Consider the following 18,474-nt stretch of genomic DNA (forward strand, 5'->3'; position numbering starts at 1 on the left):
ACTGACGGTGGGCGACGGACGACGTTCTCGGCGGCAGGAGTGGCGCGTTTACGGCGGGCGGGGCATTTGCATCATGACGGCGAGTAACAGACCTGTGGGGGTCGCAGTTGTGGAGCAAGTCGGTCACCCATTGCCATTTCGCCTGGTCAGGGCATCAAGAAATCCGGAGTTTGGTTCAACTTTTCATTGACGTAGGTGGCTGGTGGGGCGTTAACTCACTTCGCCTGTGAAGAACTTGTGACTCTGGGGTGGGGGCTGTGGGGTTGAGGTGGGGCGTGCCTGCGTGCACGCGTGTGATCACTGCGGGGCTGGCGTCTGCGCTCATCGCTGCTGCCGGGACGTTCTGGCTCGGGGCTTCACCGGCTGCTGCCGCCGCGTGCACAGCCGGGGCGGAATCGGACTTCAACGGCGACGGTGTGCGAGACATGGCAATCGCCGATCCGCAAGCGACGGTGGACGGCCAGGCGAGTGCCGGCCTGGTCAGGGTCGTACTCGGCGGCGACAAGGGCGTATTCGAGATCTCGCAGGCTTTGGGCCAGATGACCGCCAACCCCGAGGCGGGGGACCAGTTCGGATACGCGATCTCGGTCTACGACGCCGACGCGGATGGCTGTGCGGATCTGGTAGCGGGTGCTCCCTATGAGGACGTCACCACTACCGACGGCGCACAGCAGGACGCCGGTTCGGTCTATGTCATTCACGGCACCCCCACGGGCATCGGTGCCGGCTCCGCCGTGGAGAGCTACACCCAAGCGGGACTGGACGGCTCGACCACCACCGAGGCAGGCGATCTGTTCGGCCTGTCCCTGGCGGCGGCCAAGACCTCGGGCGGCAAGCCGTTCCTGGCGATCGGGGCCCCGGGCGAAGCGATCGGATCGCTCAAGGACGCGGGCTGCATCCATTACCTGCAGGGCACGACGAAGTCGACGGTCAACCAGGACGACCCGGGGATTCCGGGTGTTGCCGAGGCGCATGACCGGTTTGGCTATGCGCTGGCGGCGCGCAGCCGCTACTTCGTGGTGGGGGCACCGGGGGAGGCGATCGGTTCGCAGTCGTTCGCGGGTTCCGTGACGGTCTTCAACCACACCTTCACCGACGGCCGTCCGACCTCGCTGGGCGCGATCGACGAGGACCAGCCGGAGATGACGTCGGGGACGGCGGAGAAGGATGACCGGTTCGGCACCGCCTTGGCCGTTGTCTCCTATCGCCCGGTAGGCGCCTCGTCGGAGTCTGATGCTCTGGTGGCGATCGGCACGCCCAACGAGGACGTGGGAAATGTCGCCGACGCGGGTGCGGTGACTGTGGTGCACGTCAGGCCCTCGGGCGCGGTGAAGGAGATGAATCTGATCGACCGGTTGTCACCGGAGGTGGAGGGGGATCCGGTGGTGGGTGACTTCTTCGGGCAGCGAGTGGTCATCTCCAACACCGATGCCGGTGAGGTGGGAACGGCCGGAACGGTGAAGCTGGCGGTGAGTGTGCCCAACCAGGAGGTCGGCGCGGCGGAGAACGCCGGGGCAGTGCACGTCCTGCCAGGTCTGGGCGCACCCGGCGAGGGGGACACGATCCTGGCGCGAGGCGGCGGACTGCCGGATGCGGCCGAGGCACGCGACTTTGCCGGACTTGGCCTGTGGGGGACGGGCTCGCGGCTGTATGTGGGCGTGCCCTACAGCAAGACAACGGGAGCGCAAAAGGGCGTGGTGTACTCGCTGCCCTGGTCGGTGACCGACGGCGGGACGGGCACCGTCAGCACGCTGAAGCCGGGATCAGGTGATATTCCCGACGCGGGCAAGACATTCGGCTCGGCGATCCGCTAGCAGACCGGCGACGGCGCGGCACACAACAGGGGTGGGGAACGTGAGAAGCCGGTTTCTGAGAACGAGCCGATGGAGAGCCAGACAGCGGGCCGCAATGGCGGCCTGCGCGCTGGTCTCGGTGCTCGCGGTGGGCGGGGGAGGCTTGTCTCCTGCCACTGCGGCGGACACGGCCGGTGCCACGGCGGCAGAGACGGGGGCGAAGAAGAAGTCTGTGCAGCCCGCCGTGTCGGCGGGGGCAGCACGCGATGCCGCCGCCGAGTCGGGCAAGCGGGTCGAGATCGCCACACTGCGCGACGAGCGCAGCCAGACCTTCGCCAACCCAGACGGGACCTTCACCGTCAAGGAGTACGCGCAGCCGGTACGCACGCGCAAGGAAGGCACGTGGGTCGACATCGACACCACGTTGGTGAAGCAGCCCGGCGGTCGCCTGACGCCCAAGGCGGCCAGCGCGGCCATGAGCATCTCCGGCGGAGGGGACACCACGTTCGCGACGCTGGTGCGCGACGGCAAGACGATGTCGGTCGGGTGGCCCACGACACTGCCGAAGCCGGTGGTGAGCGGGGCGACGGCGACCTACGCATCCGTTCTCCCGGACGTCGATCTCGTGGTCAGGGCCGAGAACGACGGCTTTTCACACGTCCTGGTAGTCAAGTCGGCCAAAGCCGCGTCCAATCCGAAGCTCTCGACGATCACCCTGCCGGTCAGGTCCGGCGGGGTCGTGGTGAGCGAGGACGACGGCGGAGGCCTGGTCGCCTTGGACAAGGCGTCCGGGGGCACAGTGTTCGAGGCCCCGCAACCCGTGATGTGGGACTCGAACGGCACGCTCCTACGCAGTACGGAGCACGCGGCCAAGGCGGGCCCCGGACCGCCGGAGGGGGCGAAGGTGGCCGACGTAGGGCTGTCGGTCAAGCAGGGAGCGATGGTCCTCAAGCCGGACGCCGGCCTGCTACGGGGCAAGGCGACGCGTTATCCGGTGTTCATCGACCCGGCGACCAAGACCGCTTCCCGCACCGGTTGGACGTGGGTTTCCTCGGCCAACCCCGGCCTGGAGGGCTGGAAGTTCTCCAACTCCAGCGACGGCGTCGAGTCGGGCAAGGGAGTCGGCCGCTGTCCGGCGAATGAATCCGTGCGCTGCACCGGCACCAGTGACGTGCAGCGGCAGTACTACGCCTTGCCGACCGGCAGTTTCGAGGGCAAGACGATCCTCAAGGCCGAGTTCTCGATCACACTGGTGCACGCCTACGACAGCCAGGCCCGCTCGGTGCAGCTGCACCGGATGAACAGCTCGGGCGGCAGCGCGATCAACTCCGGCACGAACTGGTCCAACCGGCCTTCCAGCAAGGACCACATCACCTCGGAATCGCCGACCAACCGCACGGGTTCGTGCTCGTCCACCAACCAGAACGTGCGGTTCGGTGTGACCAGCACCCTGCAAAAGGCAGCGACCAGCGGATGGGACACCACCACCTTTGGTCTGCAGGCCGCCTCGGAGGACTCCTACGCCTCCTGGAAGAGGTTCTGCAACAACGCGGCACTGGAAGTCACCTACAACCGGCCTCCCTACCAGCCCCAGCTGGACGATCTCTCGATGAACCCCGGCGGTAAGTGCACCTACGGGCAGGCCACGAAGCACTACACGAAGAAGACGCCGACCCTGTCCGCAACCGTCTGGGACCCCGACCACGGAGACAATGGCGGCAACACGGAAACGCTCCGGGCGCAGTTCGAGATCTTTTGGACGACGTCCAGTGGCAGTACCAAGAGTTACACCGTCACCACCGACTACAAACAGTCCAATAGCGACCGTGACCGGGACAGCGGCTGGGAACGGTTCAAGTACACCGTGGGCGACGACATTCCCGGCGACGGGACCGGTGCGTTCACGCCACCACAGAACACGGTGATCGGCTGGTGGGTGCGCGGCAGCGACGGTGAGGCATGGGGCCCGTGGAGCAACGCGGGATCCGGCACACGCTGTGAGTTCATCCTGGACTCGACCAAGCCGGAGGCCCCCACCGTGATGTCGGACGAATACCCCGACGATGACCTGTGGCATGCGGGAGTGGGCGACTACGGCACCTTCGAGCTGTACTCCCCCGGCACCGACGTGACCAAGTACCTCTATGAGTTCACCGGTGAGGGCGAGAAGACTATCGTTCCTGACGAGCCGGGCCGCCCCGCCAAGGTGCGCTGGATGCCGGGGCGCGAAGGCCCGAAAACGCTCATCGTCAAGGCCGTCGACCAGGCAGGCAACGCGAAACAGGCCACCGCCGGCTACACCTTCCGGGTCTCCAAGGGACGATCCCCCAAGGCCTCGTGGGCGCTGTCCGATCCGGCCGGATCCACGCAGGCCACCGGCGCCGACAACGCACCCAGTGCCTCGGCCGGCTCAGGCGTCACGTTCGGCACGAAGGGCCCGCACGGCTCGGTGCGCACGGCCGCGTCGCTGGACGGCAGTGCCGGCGCCTACCTCAATGCGGGGCAGCACATCGTCGACACGGACAAGACGTTCTCGGTGGCCGCATGGGTGATGCTGCCCGAGCTGCCGACCACCTCGATGAGTGTGCTCAGCCAAGACGGTTCGGCACAGTCAGGATTCTCGCTCGGCTTCGACGCCGGTTCGAAGAAGTGGTCGTTCCTGGCACCGGACAGTGAGATCGATTCGATGGTCTCCTGGCAGGTCCTCGGACCCAAACCAGTGCCGGGCGAGTGGACGCACCTGGTCGGTGTCTATGACATGAACGACGGCCGGGCACCGGGCACGATGCGGATGTACGTGAACGGGACGCAGGTCGCGGGGAACGTCCAGGAGCGTGCCACGACCTGGAACGCCTCGGGGGCGCTGCAGATCGGGCGGGCCCTCGACCCCGGGGGCTACACGGCGAACCTCAAGGGCACCATCGGTGACGTCCAGGTCTTCGACCGTGTCGTGGCGGCCGCAGAGAGCAAGAGCCTGGGCGGCATCCCGCCGCTGCAACTGGCGTACTGGGACATGGACGAGGCCGCGAACGGATCGGTTCCGGACCGTTCGGGGGGAAACAGCCTTGCCCTGCACGGCGGCGCCTCGGTCTACCAGCCCGACGACTCCTGCGACATCGGAACGGATCCCGACTGCACCGTGGTGGACCAGCCCCTGTGGGGGGACGGCCATTTGGCGCTCACCGGTACGGGCGCCTACGCAAGCCGCCCAAGCGGTCTGCTGAAGTCGAAGGCGAGCTTCACGGTGGCGGCCAGGGCCCGCCTGGCCGCGCCCAACCCCACCGTTGACGAGACCGTCCTGTCGTTGCCCGGCTCGGCGACATCGGCCGTGCTGGTGCGCTACGACAAGGACAGCCGCCGTTGGCAGCTCTCGCTGAGCGAAAAGGACGCCAAGGACGCCGTCGTCACCGATGCGGTCGCATCCGGGACCGGGCCGGCCAGCGACGGAGACGGTGACCATCTCGCACTGTCCTACAACGCACTATTCGGCGAGGTGCGGCTGTTCGTGAACGGACAGTGGACCGGACAGGTCATCTCATGGCCCAACGGCTGGGATCTGTCCAAGACCGGCGTGCAGGTCGGCCGTTCCAGCTCCGGCACCACCGGTGCGCAGTACTTCTCCGGTGCCATCGATGAGGTACGTGTCTTCGAAGGCGCGCTGGACGAGCAACTGGCAGCCACCGTGGCGAACCTGGAGTCCGGCTCAAGCCTGGGCGGGTCGGTGACGTAACGGGCGCTCGACCGGGCGGTCCCCCTTGAGGGAACCGCCCGGCCCGCCACGCCCTGTTCCGCTCGCTGCCCTCTTCACCTATTCCTGAGGAATCTTTCATGGCCACGCCTCGCTGGTTTCGCTCGCCGTCCACGCCCCGCCACCGCGGCCTCCGCCGCTGCATCGTCTCCACCCTGGGCCTGGCCCTCGCCGCCGGGCTGCTGCCCCAATACGCACCAGAGGCACAGGCCGCCGACAAGGGACGCTCCCGACCAGGTCTCCAGCAGGACCTGGGCGACCCTGTGGCGGGCAAGACACGCAAGGCCAAAAGACACGCAGCCAATCCGGCGGAGAAGGCCCGGGTGACCTCCCCGGCCAAGATCACCTGGCCGGGGCGCGGCAGCGACGAGATATCCCTGCGCGCCAAGCCGGTGAAAGCGGCCGGCCTACCCCTCGAAGTCGGCCCGCCCAAAAAACTGACTCGCTCCAGACCGGCCCCCACCGGCGTCCAGATCAAGGTCGCCGACCGCAAGCAGACCAAAGCCGCCGGCATCGACGGTGTCCTCATGACCGTTGCCCGCGCGGATGAGTCCGAGAGGGCAGCAGCAGCCCGGGTCCAGCTGGACTATGCAGGCTTCGCCGACGCCTACGGCGCGGGATACGGCTCCCGGCTGCACCTGGTGCAATACCCCGCCTGCCTGCTGACTACCCCGGGCAAGAAGGGCTGCGCAACGGGACGGCCACTGGCCGGCACCAACAGCTCAGCGAGTCAGACACTGAGCGCCGACGTTCCCCTGGCCGCGGAGAAGTCCGGCGCCGCCCCGGTAACAGTGCTGGCCGCCGAGGCAGGGTCCTCAGGCGACCAGGGCAGCTACGGGGCGAGCCCGCTGTCGGCCGCCGCCGAGTGGAGCGTGTCCAACTCCTCGGGGGCCTTCAACTGGTCCTACCCCATGCGGGTGCCGCCCGCCCCGGGAGGCCTGTCACCCTCCGTGTCCCTGGGCTACAACTCCCAGTCCGTGGACGGTCAGACCGCGGCCACCAACAACCAGGGGTCCTGGGCCGGTGAAGGCTTCGGCTACGAACCGGGCTTCATCGAGCGCCGTTACAAGCCCTGCGCGGACGACGGGCACGACAAGACCAACGGCGACCAGTGCTGGGCCTACGACAACGCCACCCTCCAGGTCGCCGGAGGCCCCTCCGGCCAGCTGATCCTGGACGACGAGACTAACAAATGGCGCCTGAGCAGCGACGACAACTCCAAGATCGAAAAGCTCACCGGCGCAAGCAACGGCGACAACAACGGTGAGCACTGGCGCCTGACCACCACCGACGGCACCCAGTACTACTTCGGCCTGGACAAGCTGCCCGGCTACACCTCCGGCAAGGAACAGACCGGCTCCACATGGACCGTCCCGGTCTACGGCGACGATTCCGGCGAGCCCTGCTACAACGCGACGCTGGCCAGTGCCCACTGCACGCAGGCCTGGCGCTGGAACCTCGACTATGTCGTCGACCCGCACGACAACGCCCTGTCGTACTTCTACGGCAAGGAGACCAACTATTACACGCAGGGCCTGAAGACCGGCGAGAACGGCAAGCCCTACACCCGAGGCGGCTACCTCAAGCACATCGACTACGGCCAGCGCGACGGCAAGGTCTACGCCACCCCGGCCGCCGCCCGCATGGTCTTCGACACCGACGAGCGATGCCTGGCCGCAGCCACCGACTGCGAACCGGGCGATCTGACAGATGCGACCGCGACCCGGTGGCCGGACGTTCCCTGGGACCTCAACTGCAAGGCCGACACCAAATGCAAGGGCCAGAACTCCCCGACGTTCTGGACCCGGAAGAAACTGTCGAAGGTCACCACGCAGATCCGCTACGGAAGCGGCTATGCGGATGTCGACTCCTGGACGCTGGGCCACCTGTTCACCGACAACGGTGACAGCTCCAAGTCACTTTGGCTCAACACCATCAAGCAGACCGGACACGCAGGCTCCGGAACAGCCGACATGCCCGCGGTGGAACTGCTGGGCCAGCAGCTGCCCAACCGCGTCGACAAGCCCGGCGACAACATCCAGGCGATGAACCGCTTCCGCCTTTCCGGCGTCGACAACGACACCGGCGGCACGCTGGACATCATCTATCGCGACGCCGAATGCTCGGCGGGCAGCCTGCCCGCACCGGACGCCTCCACCAAAGCCTGTTACCCCGTCAAGTGGAACCCGCCGGGTGCCGAGGACCCCATCACCGACTGGTTCCACAAATACCTCGTGCGCAAGGTCGTGCAGACCGACCTGACCGGCGGCGCTCCTGACATGGTCAGCGAGTACGACTACCTCGGTGACGCCGGCTGGAAGAAGGCCAGGGCCGATGGCATCGCCAAGGACGAATACCGCACCCACAGCGACTGGCGGGGCTACGGCAAGGTCCGGGTCACCAAGTCCGCCGGTGCCGTCAGCGACGCCAACCAGCGCACCGAGCACGTCTTCCTACGGGGAATGGGCGGCGAAGTCACCGACTCCGAGGGCGTGAAGCACTCCGACGCCAACGAACTGTCGGGCCAGGAACTGGAGACCAGCACCTACAACGGCGCCTACACCGCCGACAAAATCGTCTCCAAGAACATCAGCACCACCTGGCAGCGCACCACCGCCACCCGCAAGCACAGCTGGGCCACCACCAACGCCTACTACGTACGCCCGGCCACCACGTCCACCTACACCACCCTGGCCGGCGGCGGCCGGCAACTGGTGAAGTCCACCACCCGCTACGACGACGCGACCGGACGCCCCACCCAGACGGACGACTACGGAAAAGACGGCCAGAGCAGCGACAACCAGTGCATCCGCACCGAGTACGCGGACAACGCCGACAAGAACATGCGCATGCTGGTCTCCCGGGTGGAGAAGGTGGCGGTTTCCTGCGCCACCAAGCCCGACCGCAAGAGCCAGGTGATCTCCGATGACCTGACGTTCTACGACGGCAAAGCACTGGGCGAAGCGCCCACCAAGGGCGACACCACCAAGGTTCAGCGCCTGGCCTCGCACGACGGCACCAAGGCCACCTACGAGACCGTCACGTCCTCTGCTGCGGCGGACTTCGACAGCTACGGCCGCCCGTTGAAGGTGACCGATGCCACCGGCACCGCGACCACCTCTGTCTATACCGAGACCGACGGGCTGACCACCAAGAAGGTCGACACCAACCCCCTGGGGTGGACCGCCACCACCGAGTATGTGCGCTCCTGGGGCTCGGCAGCAGCCCAAACCGACATGAACGGCAAGCGCACCGACCTCGGCTACGACGCGCTTGGCCGCCTCACCTCGGTGTGGCTGCCTGACCGCGCCAAGGCCGACGACTTCTCCCCCTCGATCAAGTACAGCTACCTGATCCGCAGCACCGCCGCCACCGCCGTCAAGACCGAGAAGATCGAGAAGGACGGCACCTCCTACGGCGCCGAATACGCCCTCTACGACGGGCTGCTGCGGCCACGCCAGCAGCAGACAGAAGGCCCCAACGGCGGCCGCGTCATCGCGGACTCCTTCTACGACGGGCTGGGCAACGTCGTAGAGACCTACGCCGACTACTACGCCACCGGCGCCCCCCGAGACACTGTCTTCCAGCCCACCGGCCAGGTGAACGGCCACACCGTCACCCAGTACGACGGCGCGGGCCGCAAGACAGCGGAAATATTCAAGGTCGCCGACGAGGAGAAGTGGCGCAGCACCTACACCCACGGTGGTGACCGGGTCCACGTCGACCCTCCCGCAGGCACCGCACCCACCACTACGATCACCGACGGCCGCGGCCAGACCACGGAGATCCGCCGCTACAAGGGCGAAAAGCCGCTGCCCTCAGGCACGGCACAGGACTACGAGTCCACCCGCTACACGTACACCCCCGCCGGCCAGCTGGAATCGGTCACGGACGCTGCCGACAACACCTGGTCCTACGACTACGACCAGCGCGGCCGCAAGATCGCAGCCACCGACCCCGACACCGGCAGGTCCGACCTCGCCTACGACGCCCTGGACCGCTTGACCAGCACCACGGACGCTCGCAGCAAGAAACTCTCCACCAAGTACGACGTGCTCGGCCGCCCCACCTCCACCTGGGAAGGCGAGCCCGACACCGGCACCAAGCTGACCGTCACCACCTACGACAAGGAGGCCAAGGGTCAGCTGCACGGCACCTATCGCTACGCCGACGGCGCCGTGCAGTCCTCGACGGTCAACACGCAGCTGGATGAGATGTACCAGCCGACCCTCACCACGCTGACAGTGGCCGGAAAGGAGGCGGCTGAGCTCAAGGGCGCCTACGAGTTCGGCACCCAGTACAACCAGGACGGCACAGTCCAGAGCACCCGCATGCCCGCCGCAGGCGAACTGCCGGCGGAGACCCTCACCTACTCCTACGACGACCTGCAGCGTCCCACGAAGATGACCTCCTCGCTGGGTGGCTCCTATGTCGGCGAGGCGGCCTATGCAACGACCTCCCAACTGCAGCAGTTGGCTCTGGGAGCCATCGGCACCGAGGGCAAGCAGGCGTGGCTGACGTACGGATATGAGCAGGGAACCAACCGGCTGACCAACTCCCGCGTAGACGTCGAGGACGTGGCGGCGGTTACCTACGACGCCGACTACACCTACGACGACTCCGGAAACGTCACCTCCATCTCCGACAGCCCCACCGGCAGCCCGAGTGATGTCCAGTGCTTCACCTACGACTGGCAGCAGCGCCTCAAGGCTGCCTGGGCCACGTCCAACTCCTCCGATGGCGCCTCGGGCTCGGGCAAGCAAAACCAGGCATGCGCTGCAGCACCCACCACGGACACACTCGGCGGCGCAGCCGCGTACTGGCAGTCCTTCGACTACGACAAGGCGGGAAACCGCATCTCGCAGGTCCTGCACGGACTGCCGGGCGATCCGGACGTCACCCGCGACTACCACTACGGCAAGGACGCGGCCGGTAACGGCGGTCCGCACACCCTGAACAGAGTGGTTCAAACCACCCCGGCCTCCGGCGACAAGCCGGCCGTGACCAGCCAGGACACCTTCGCCTACGACGCCTCCGGTAACACCAAGCAGCGCATCCTCGACGGCGACAGCCAGAACCTGACGTGGAATGCCGAGCACAAGGTGACCACGGCAGGCCAGGACACGTCCTACGCCTACGACGCTTCGGGCAGCCGCCTGCTGCGTAAGGAGAAGGACAAGCAGACCCTCTACCTGCCCGGCATGGAGCTGAACCTCAACACGGCATCCCGCGAGGTCGAGGCCACCCGCTACTACACCTTCGCCTCACAGACCGTGGCCCTGCGTACCTCCGATGGCGTGCAGTTCCTGGCCGGCGACCACCACGGCACGATGTCGGTCGCGGTCGACGCGAAGACGGGTGAGGTCACCCGCCGTCGCATGGACCCCTTCGGCAACGAGCGCGGCAAGGCCACCGGGCCGTGGGTCGACGACAAGGGTTTCCTCGGCAAAACCGTCGACTCCTCAACGGGCCTTACCCACGTCGGGGCACGTGAATACGAGCCGGACAACGGCCGGTTCATCTCCGCCGACCCCATCATCGACTTCACTGATCCCCAGCAGATCAACGGCTACGCCTACGCCGCCAACAATCCGGTCACCCGCAGCGACCCCTCCGGTCTCAAGGATGACGGCTGTCTGCTGGTTGGCGTCCAGTGCTCGGCGGGCGCCAACGGCGGCTGGGACATCAAGGTCACCAAGACCTACTACACCTACTACCAGGTGCACGCGACCCCGGCGCAGAAGAGGGCCACGGCAGCCCGCTCGGAGGCCAACGCCCGGGAAACGCGCATCAAGAGAGCAGCGCAGGAACTCGCCGGCATCGTCGCCGACGAACTCGGCATCACCGACGCATTGGACTGCTTCACCACCGGCAGCCTGGGAGCGTGCGGGGCGACCATCGCCAACATCGCCACCAGCATGGTCGGCGGCATCCTCGGCAAACTCGCCAAGAAGTACGGCGTGCCCTGGAACTGGAAGAAGGGCGCCGCTCTCGCCAAGAAGATCGCCGGGCTGGTCGGAGGCCTGGTCAAGGACTTCAAGGCCTGGATGAGGTTGGAAAAGAAGGCCGACAAACTGGAGGATGCTGCCGACAAGGCAGGGTGTTCCGTCGCCAACAGCTTCACACCAAAGACGAAAATCCTGATGGCCGACGGCAGCACGAAGGCCATCAAGGACGTCAAGATCGGCGACAAGGTCCGGGCGACCGATCCCAAGACCGGCAAGACCATCACGAAGACGGTCACCGCCGAGATCAAGGGGAAGGGCGCCAAACACCTCGTCGAGATCACCATCGATCCCGACGGCAAGGCAGGACCCAAGAAGACGGCCTCTGTCACCGCAACCGACGGACACCCCTTCTGGGTGCCCGATCTGGGCGAATGGATCGACGCCACCGACCTGCGGGCGAACGAGACACTTCGCACCAGCGCGGGCACCCGCGTCCAGATCAGTGCGGTCAAGCAATGGAGCACCCAGCAAGCAACGGTCCACAACCTGACCGTTGCTGACGCCCACACGTACTATGTGCTGGCGGGGGCGACTCCGGTTCTTGTGCATAACTGCAACAAGAACCAAGGGATTTACGAGTTCGAGGATCAGCTGAACCCCGGAAAGACGTATGTCGGCAAGACGAAGAACTTCAATAACCGCTTGCAGGATCACATCGACAGTGGGCGCCTGAAGAGTCGTGGAGATGCGACCTGCACGCACGTTTGCGGAACGAATGATGACCTGTTCGTTGCCGAACATCTTCGGATGGAAGAACTGCGTGGTCAGGGAGTCGATCTGTCGAATGACATTGCATCGCCGGGCAAGAAAATCTTGGAGCAAAGGCAAGATGCCGAAAAATTCGAACAACTCGGACTCTGGTAGGAGCAGCTCGAAGTGACTGATTTCTGGAAGGTCATCGGCTCAATCTCCGTCCAGGATGAGAGCGAGATCAACTCTGCCCTGGAGCGGATCTCTGGCCAGCTCAGCGCGATGACGCCCGATTCCTTGACTCGATTTGTTGAGCGACTTCGGGAGTCGCTTTATCAGATCGACAGGAGGGATCTAGCAGAGGTGCCAGTGACGCTTGCCAACGGTTTGGAACTCCCGCAGACGAGCGACCACTTCCTTTACGCGCGATGCGCGTGCATCTTGGCAGGAGAGCGAGCGTACGACGAAGTCCGGAGTTCTGGTCTGGGATTCGATCGATTCGTTGCTCCGTTTGCTCAGGAGGCTGAGGGGTTGCTCTACCTCGCGTCGGAGCAATACGAAAGGAAGACCGCCTCCAGGATGAACGTCGAGAGCTATTTCTCGATCGAGTCGAGGTCGAACATTCAGGGATGGGCAGACTGATCCCTGACGGGATTTGATTTACCTGAGGACGTACTGAAGGCCCGCCGGAATGGTTCCGGCGGGCCTTCAGGGCTTTTTGACGGCAACGCTGACGGCAGCGTCAGCGGACGACGGCTGCGGTGGGTGGGTCGTCGGGGTCATCGTCGCCCTGGCCAAGGGCGTTGCCGAGGGTGTCGATGGCTTGGCGTTGGAGGCGGAGTCGGACGTGGGCGTAGACGCCGGCGGTGACGCCGATGTGGGCGTGGCCGAGGAGTTCCTTGATGACGACGAGGTCGACGCCTTGTTCCAGGAGCAGGGTGGCGGTCGAGTGGCGGAGGTCGTGGAAGCGGATCGTCCGGAGCTCGGCCTTGGGAGGAGGCGGCAGAAGCGGCGGGTGAGGTTGGTGGGGTCGAGTGGCTTGCCCTTCGGGGTGGTGAAGACGAGCCCGTTGTTCGTCCAGCCCGTTCCGGCCACCTGGTGTTCTTCCTGCTGTCGTTCCTGGTGGATCTTGAGGGAGTTGATGCACTTGGTGGGGAGGGCGATGCGGCGTTCGGAGGCGAGGGTCTTGGTGTGCAGGACGGTCAGGCCCTGGCTGCGGGTGCGCTGGAGGGAGCGGTGGATGGTTGCGGTCCCGCTGTCGAGGTCGAGGTCTTCCCAGTGGAGGCCGAGGAGTTCGCCCTTTCGGAGTCCGGTGCGCAGGGCGAGTTCGTACAGCGCGTGCAGACGATCACCGGCGGCCGACTGGAGGAACTGCCGGGCTTCGGCGGCGGTGAGGGGCTGGAAGCGTCTGGGGCGGGGCGTGGTGGTCTTGACGTTGCGGGCGACGTTGCGCGGCAGTTCGTCCTCGCGGACGCCGTGTTCCAGGGCGGACTTGAGGACCGCGTGGACGTACGTCACGGTCAGCGGTGACAGGCGCTTGTCGCAGCACTGGCCGATAGCGCAGCAGGATCGCCGGACAGCGTCTCGGTTCTGGGTGAAGCACTGGCAGGTGGTGCGGAGCCCGTCGAGGAAGGTGCGGACGTCGCGGGTGGTGAGCCGGGCAAGCTTCTTCGCGCCGAGGCCGGGGTTGAGGTGGAGGCGGATGGAGGCGCCGTAGCGGGTGTGGGTGTTCTCCCTCAGATGGTGGACGGCGACGCCGTCCAGCCAGTACGCGAGGTAGGCGCTCACGGTGCTGTCGGCTGCCGCGACGGGGAGGCCGCGGTTGCTGGCGGCGATCTTCTCGGTGAGCTTGGTCATCGCGCCTTTGCGGGTGGTGCCGTAGACGCGGACGCGCTTGCGGATGTTGCCGGGCGCGAGGACATATCCGGCGGCCTCCCAACGGCCATCCTTGCGCTGGTAGATGGTTCCGTCGCCGTTGGCGCGGGAGCGACTGCGGCGGGACGAGGTAGGGCGCGATGTGGTCATCAGGCGGCGTCCTGTTCGAGGCGGGTGCGGATGAAGTCGATGAGGGCGTGGGCGGGAATGCGGCGGGCGCGGCCGAGGGTGATCGAGGCGAGTTTGTCCAGAGCGGACGAGGTCGTAGACGGCGGAGCGGCCGAGCTGGAGGCGGGCCATCACCTGGGGCACCGTGAGCAGGTCAAGTGCCGGTGCCGCCTCCGCAGGGGGAACAGCGAGCGGAGGCGAGGCCATCAGCAGCCTCCTTCGGCCACGAACTGCCGTTCCAGATCCCTGCGGTGCCAGACATGGGCCGCGAGGAGGGCCGCACCGGGGCTGTAGCCCGAGCCGAGGTAGTCCCAATGGCCGACGACAAGAGTGGTCGTCGGGTTGTGCTCGGGCAGGCCGGCGTGGGTGCGGGCTTGTTCGGTGCGCCAGGTGCGGCGGGCATCGCGCAGTGCGCCGAGGGTGGTGGAGTAGCTGCGGGACTTGGTGGAGAAGTGGCCTCGGAAGCCGAGCATGTGCGCCCACTTCCAGAGCTTGAGGTCGGCGAACTCCGGCAGGCGGCCCAGTTCCCAGCAGGTGCGGATCATCTGCCGCAGGTGGCGGGCGACGGCGAGGCGGGGCAGGGGTCGGGCCTGTCCGGTGCCGTCGCAGGCGGTGCAGGGGAGCGGGGTTCCGTGGGGTAGAAGGGTGGCGCCGCGGCCCTGGCAGGGGCGGCAGTACAGGGAGCGGTCGAGGGTGCCGGAGGCGTCGGCGGACTTGGTGGCGTACTTCGCCACGTAGGCGGCCACGGCCTGGTCGTTGAGTTCGGCATCGGTGCCGAAAGCGGCGATCTAGCGTACGTCGAGCTGCTGGCCCCAGCCGAGTTCGCGCTCCCCGACCGCATCCGAGGTAACGGAGATGCGGGCGCGAGGTGCGGCGGCCCGGATGGCATCGGTGAGCACGTCGACGGTGGCGTACGGGGGTGGGGGTTGGGTGCTGCCGTCGGGGCCGTCGAGTCGGATCACGGCGTGGAAGTGGACCAGTCCGCGCTTCTGGTACTCGGGGGCCGTGACGATGGAGATAACGGGGCTGATGCCGGTGCTCGATCGGCTGCGCCCGGCAGGGACGGGAGTCAGATGGGTCAGCGCGCTGCGGCGCCGGGGCGAGCGAGGCGGGTCACGTCTGGCGCCAGGTCCGCCAGGGGCGGGTGATGATCTCCCGGTAGGTGTGGTGGGACGGGTTCTGACCGCAGTGCCGCAGCACCCAGTCCTGCGGTTCGGCGAAGTCCTCGCTTGCCGGTGAGGTCTCTCCGTCCACGGCGCACTGCATCGCACACAGGACCGGCTCCGCGTCCGGCTCGCGGTCGGGCTGAAGCGTCCAGATCTCGTAGCGCAGGACCGAGCGAGGGGTCACCGTCCCCACCTCCGGTTGGCCACGGCCACCTTCGCACTCAGCTCCTCCGACGGAGTCGGCGTACGTACGTCCTCGGGCGGCACGTCCCACTCCCGGCCGCCGCACGGTGGCCGAAGCTGCACGTACATCCCCACATGCCCCATCACCACGCCCACCCTGCCGTTCCGCCGGTCGACCACCAGGGCGCCGGCATCGGGCGAGACGCTATGCCCGTCGGCAGTAGGGGTGGGAGCCGTCATCGTGACCACCCCGGCGAGGCGGCACGCGACCGGGCGTCCAGTCGCAGGGCGGGAACACGTGGGGTGGCACTCATTCGCACGGTGATGCTCCTCGGCGGCGTCGATGCGTGCCCCTGGTCCTGTTGGTGCCGCAGGGTCGGCACCGATCCTCACGCCGGTCACCGGGACGAAGGAACCTCCACCAAACCCCACTTCGGGACGTCCCGCACCGTGCAGAACGTCCCTAGTGCCGTCCTGAGACGAAGGGGGAGACTCGTGCCGAACGAGAGACTGCGAGCCGTCATGGCGGCGGGAGGCTGGACGTACGCCGCACTCGCTCAGCAGGTCGAGGTCGACCCCAAGTCGGTCGAGCGCTGGGTGAACCTCGGGCGTATCCCACGTCGTGCCACCGCCCTCCAGGCGGCCAAGGCCCTGGGAGAAGACGTGCACGCACTCTGGCCGGCGCTCCGCCAGGCCCGCCCCGCCCGCGCCATCAGCCCCGAACTGGTCGCGCTCTACGAACAGCGGGCCGACATCCCCGTCTCGACGTTCACCGACCTGATGGCCCAGGCCCGGGAACGGATCGACATCCTCGTCTACGCGGCTGTCTTCCTCCACGAGGTGTACCCGCGGCTGAACGAACTCCTCACCGAGCGCGCCGCCGAAGGCTGCACCGTCCGCATCGCGATCGGGGACGCCGACAGCGACAACGTCCAAGCCCGCGGCCAGGAGGAGCGGTTCGGCCACGGCATCGAATCCCGCTGCCGCCTCGCGCTCATGCACCACAAGCCGCTCGCCGCCACACCCGGCATCGAAGTCCGCACCCACGCCACCACGCTCTACAACTCCCTCTACCGCGCCGACGACCAGCAACTCGTCAACGCGCACGTCTGGGGCGTCAACGCCTACGCCGCCCCCGTATGGCATCTTCGCCGACACGAGACAGGCGGCATGTTCGACACCTACGCCGAGAGCTTCGCCGCGGTGTGGGCGACGGCAACCCCCGTACGAGAGGAAGGCTGACCGTGGCCCGCACCGAGTACTACGACGACCCGAACGCGCCCAAGCCGAACAGCATGGTCGTCGCCGCATCCGCCGTCGTCACCGACGACCACGGGCGCATCCTCCTTCAGCGCCGCCGCGACAACGACCTGTGGGCCCTGCCCGGCGGAGGAATGGACCTCACCGATTCCCTGCCAGGCACGGCCGTCCGTGAAGTCAAGGAAGAGACCGGCCTCGACGTAGAGATCACCGGCCTGGTCGGCACCTACACCGACCCGAAACACATCATCGCCTACACCGACGGCGAGGTCCGCCGCCAGTTCAACGTCTGCTTCACCGCCCGCATCACCAGCGGCCGACTGGAGATCTCCGACGAGTCCACCGAACTCCGGTTCGTGCCGCCGGAAGAGATCGAGCAATTGCCGATGCACCACACCCAACGACTCAGGCTCCAGCACTTCCTGGAACAGCGCGAGAAGCCGTACCTGGGCTGAACCGTCTGACGGCAGTAGCGACGGCAACAACCTCGCACAACCACGGACGCCCGCGCACGTCACCGGACCAGCAAACTGCACTTGACCTGCGAAAAAGCAGGTCGAAGGCTTCGCGCAGCACACGTACTATGTGCTGGCCGGGTCGACGCCGGTGCTGGTTCATAACTGCAATGGGGCGAATCTTGAGCTGACCTATAAGCCGGATTGGACGCCGGAGCAGATTGCCGCGGCGGATGCCAAGGTCGCGGCTTTGAATGACGCACCGCAACTCGTTGTCACCAAGGTCAACCGCTCCGGAAGCGCTGCGGATGTTTGGCGTCGAGCTGGAAAGAATACGGCGCCAGGAACTGATATCGACCACAAGATTGATCTCCAGCTTGGCGGGGCTGACGACGTCAGTAATATGTGGCCACTCGACAGTTCCGTCAACCGAAGCTTGGGCTCCCAGATTTCCGGCCAGCTGAAGAGGCAGGGTCTACAGCCAGGTGATCTGGTGTGTAGCATCACGATCACAGTCAGACGATGTTAGGTGAGGTAGGGCCATGCAGTTGCGAGACCTGAACGTCTCCCGCACTGTATCGACCGATGCCGGCATGTTCGGCATCTGGCGCACAAGTGTCTTCGCGCACGTCAGCGAGCTGGATCAGTGGGAGGACGAAGTTGCTGAAGACTCCGCCCTCTCACGCCAGATCGCCGATGGTGCCTTCGTTCCCCTCAACATCGGTGGAAGCGGAGCTTTTCAGGCGACAGTGCGAGGTGTGGAGTCTCCAGGGCAGCTGAGCGAGAGAGAGATGGAGTATTTGCTCGTTTCGTCGGAGCCCTACCTAATCATTTCTGATGGCGAGCTTGAGCTCGGCGGTCTTGAAGGAGTCGGGAACTACTCGGGAGCCGAAACCGCTGGAATCGATCTCGACAATGGCCAGTATGCGGTTGTTGTGCATCTGCTGGACTGGCAGGCAGAACCAGGTAGTCGGGGGAGCGACGGAAATCTCGCTCATAATGCTCTTCCTGATTTCATTGTGGAGATTTTTGCAGATTCACGAGAGCGTTCTGGATATCGCACCAAGGTAGAAACGTTCGAGCGCCTCTAGGAAATAGCAGTGGCCCCACCGGATATCTTCCGGTGGG

General features: G+C 66.3%; 9 protein-coding genes and 3 pseudogenes. 7 read left to right on the plus strand and 5 right to left on the minus strand.

Translation table 11 applies throughout. From position 1 onward, the window contains the following. Window positions 1–425 precede the first annotated feature (425 nt). From ACZ592_RS12830 to ACZ592_RS12845, 4 genes are all read left to right on the plus strand, one after another. On the plus strand, window positions 426–1,814 hold the full coding sequence (locus ACZ592_RS12830; RefSeq protein WP_471581559.1) for an integrin alpha: 1,389 nt from the start codon (window positions 426–428) through the stop codon (window positions 1,812–1,814). Further along, window positions 1,768–5,523: a LamG-like jellyroll fold domain-containing protein gene (locus tag ACZ592_RS12835; protein ID WP_471581560.1), complete on the plus strand. Its 3,756-nt coding sequence runs from the start codon at window positions 1,768–1,770 to the stop codon at window positions 5,521–5,523. Before ACZ592_RS12830 ends, ACZ592_RS12835 begins: the two co-directional genes overlap by 47 nt. Window positions 5,524–5,621: 98 nt before the next feature. Beyond that, a complete protein-coding gene (locus tag ACZ592_RS12840) occupies window positions 5,622–12,413 on the plus strand; it encodes a polymorphic toxin-type HINT domain-containing protein (RefSeq protein WP_471581561.1) in 6,792 nt (2,263 codons plus the stop codon). A 12-nt stretch (window positions 12,414–12,425) separates the two neighbouring features. Further along, window positions 12,426–12,881, plus strand: coding sequence for a DUF4240 domain-containing protein (locus ACZ592_RS12845; RefSeq protein ID WP_471581562.1), 456 nt, complete (start codon window positions 12,426–12,428; stop codon window positions 12,879–12,881). Window positions 12,882–12,981: 100 nt separating this feature from the next. Here ACZ592_RS12845 and ACZ592_RS12850 read toward each other — a convergent pair. The 5 genes and pseudogenes from ACZ592_RS12850 to ACZ592_RS12870 all read right to left on the minus strand — a co-directional run bounded on the left by ACZ592_RS12850 (window position 12,982) and on the right by ACZ592_RS12870 (window position 15,871). Next, window positions 12,982–14,264, minus strand: a pseudogene (locus tag ACZ592_RS12850) (tyrosine-type recombinase/integrase). Then, window positions 14,264–14,489: pseudogene (locus ACZ592_RS12855) on the minus strand (helix-turn-helix domain-containing protein). Before ACZ592_RS12855 ends, ACZ592_RS12850 begins: the two co-directional pseudogenes overlap by 1 nt. Beyond that, a pseudogene (locus ACZ592_RS12860) lies at window positions 14,489–15,283 on the minus strand (replication initiator); the annotation flags it as partial. The pseudogenes ACZ592_RS12855 and ACZ592_RS12860, both read right to left, overlap by 1 nt. A gap of 112 nt (window positions 15,284–15,395) precedes the next feature. Next, window positions 15,396–15,641 (minus strand): DUF7848 domain-containing protein, encoded by a 246-nt coding sequence (locus tag ACZ592_RS12865; protein WP_471581563.1) that lies wholly within the window; start codon window positions 15,639–15,641, stop codon window positions 15,396–15,398. Continuing rightward, the gene (locus ACZ592_RS12870; RefSeq protein WP_471581564.1) at window positions 15,629–15,871 is read right to left on the minus strand and encodes a hypothetical protein; all 243 of its coding nucleotides are present in this window, start codon (window positions 15,869–15,871) and stop codon (window positions 15,629–15,631) included. The genes ACZ592_RS12865 and ACZ592_RS12870 overlap by 13 nt, the downstream gene beginning before the upstream one ends. Before the next feature lie 282 nt (window positions 15,872–16,153). Here ACZ592_RS12870 and ACZ592_RS12875 point away from each other — a divergent pair, with 282 nt between their 5' ends. The 3 genes from ACZ592_RS12875 to ACZ592_RS12885 all read left to right on the plus strand — a co-directional run bounded on the left by ACZ592_RS12875 (window position 16,154) and on the right by ACZ592_RS12885 (window position 18,437). Further along, window positions 16,154–16,873, plus strand: a complete 720-nt coding sequence (locus tag ACZ592_RS12875; protein ID WP_471581914.1) for an XRE family transcriptional regulator — start codon at window positions 16,154–16,156, stop codon at window positions 16,871–16,873. A 2-nt stretch (window positions 16,874–16,875) separates the two neighbouring features. Then, the gene (locus ACZ592_RS12880; protein WP_471581565.1) at window positions 16,876–17,346 is read left to right on the plus strand and encodes an NUDIX domain-containing protein; all 471 of its coding nucleotides are present in this window, start codon (window positions 16,876–16,878) and stop codon (window positions 17,344–17,346) included. Window positions 17,347–17,888: 542 nt separating this feature from the next. Next, window positions 17,889–18,437, plus strand: a complete 549-nt coding sequence (locus ACZ592_RS12885; protein WP_471581566.1) for a hypothetical protein — start codon at window positions 17,889–17,891, stop codon at window positions 18,435–18,437. Window positions 18,438–18,474: the final 37 nt, after the last annotated feature.

The organism is Streptomyces sp. NPDC040622 (assembly GCF_055593965.1).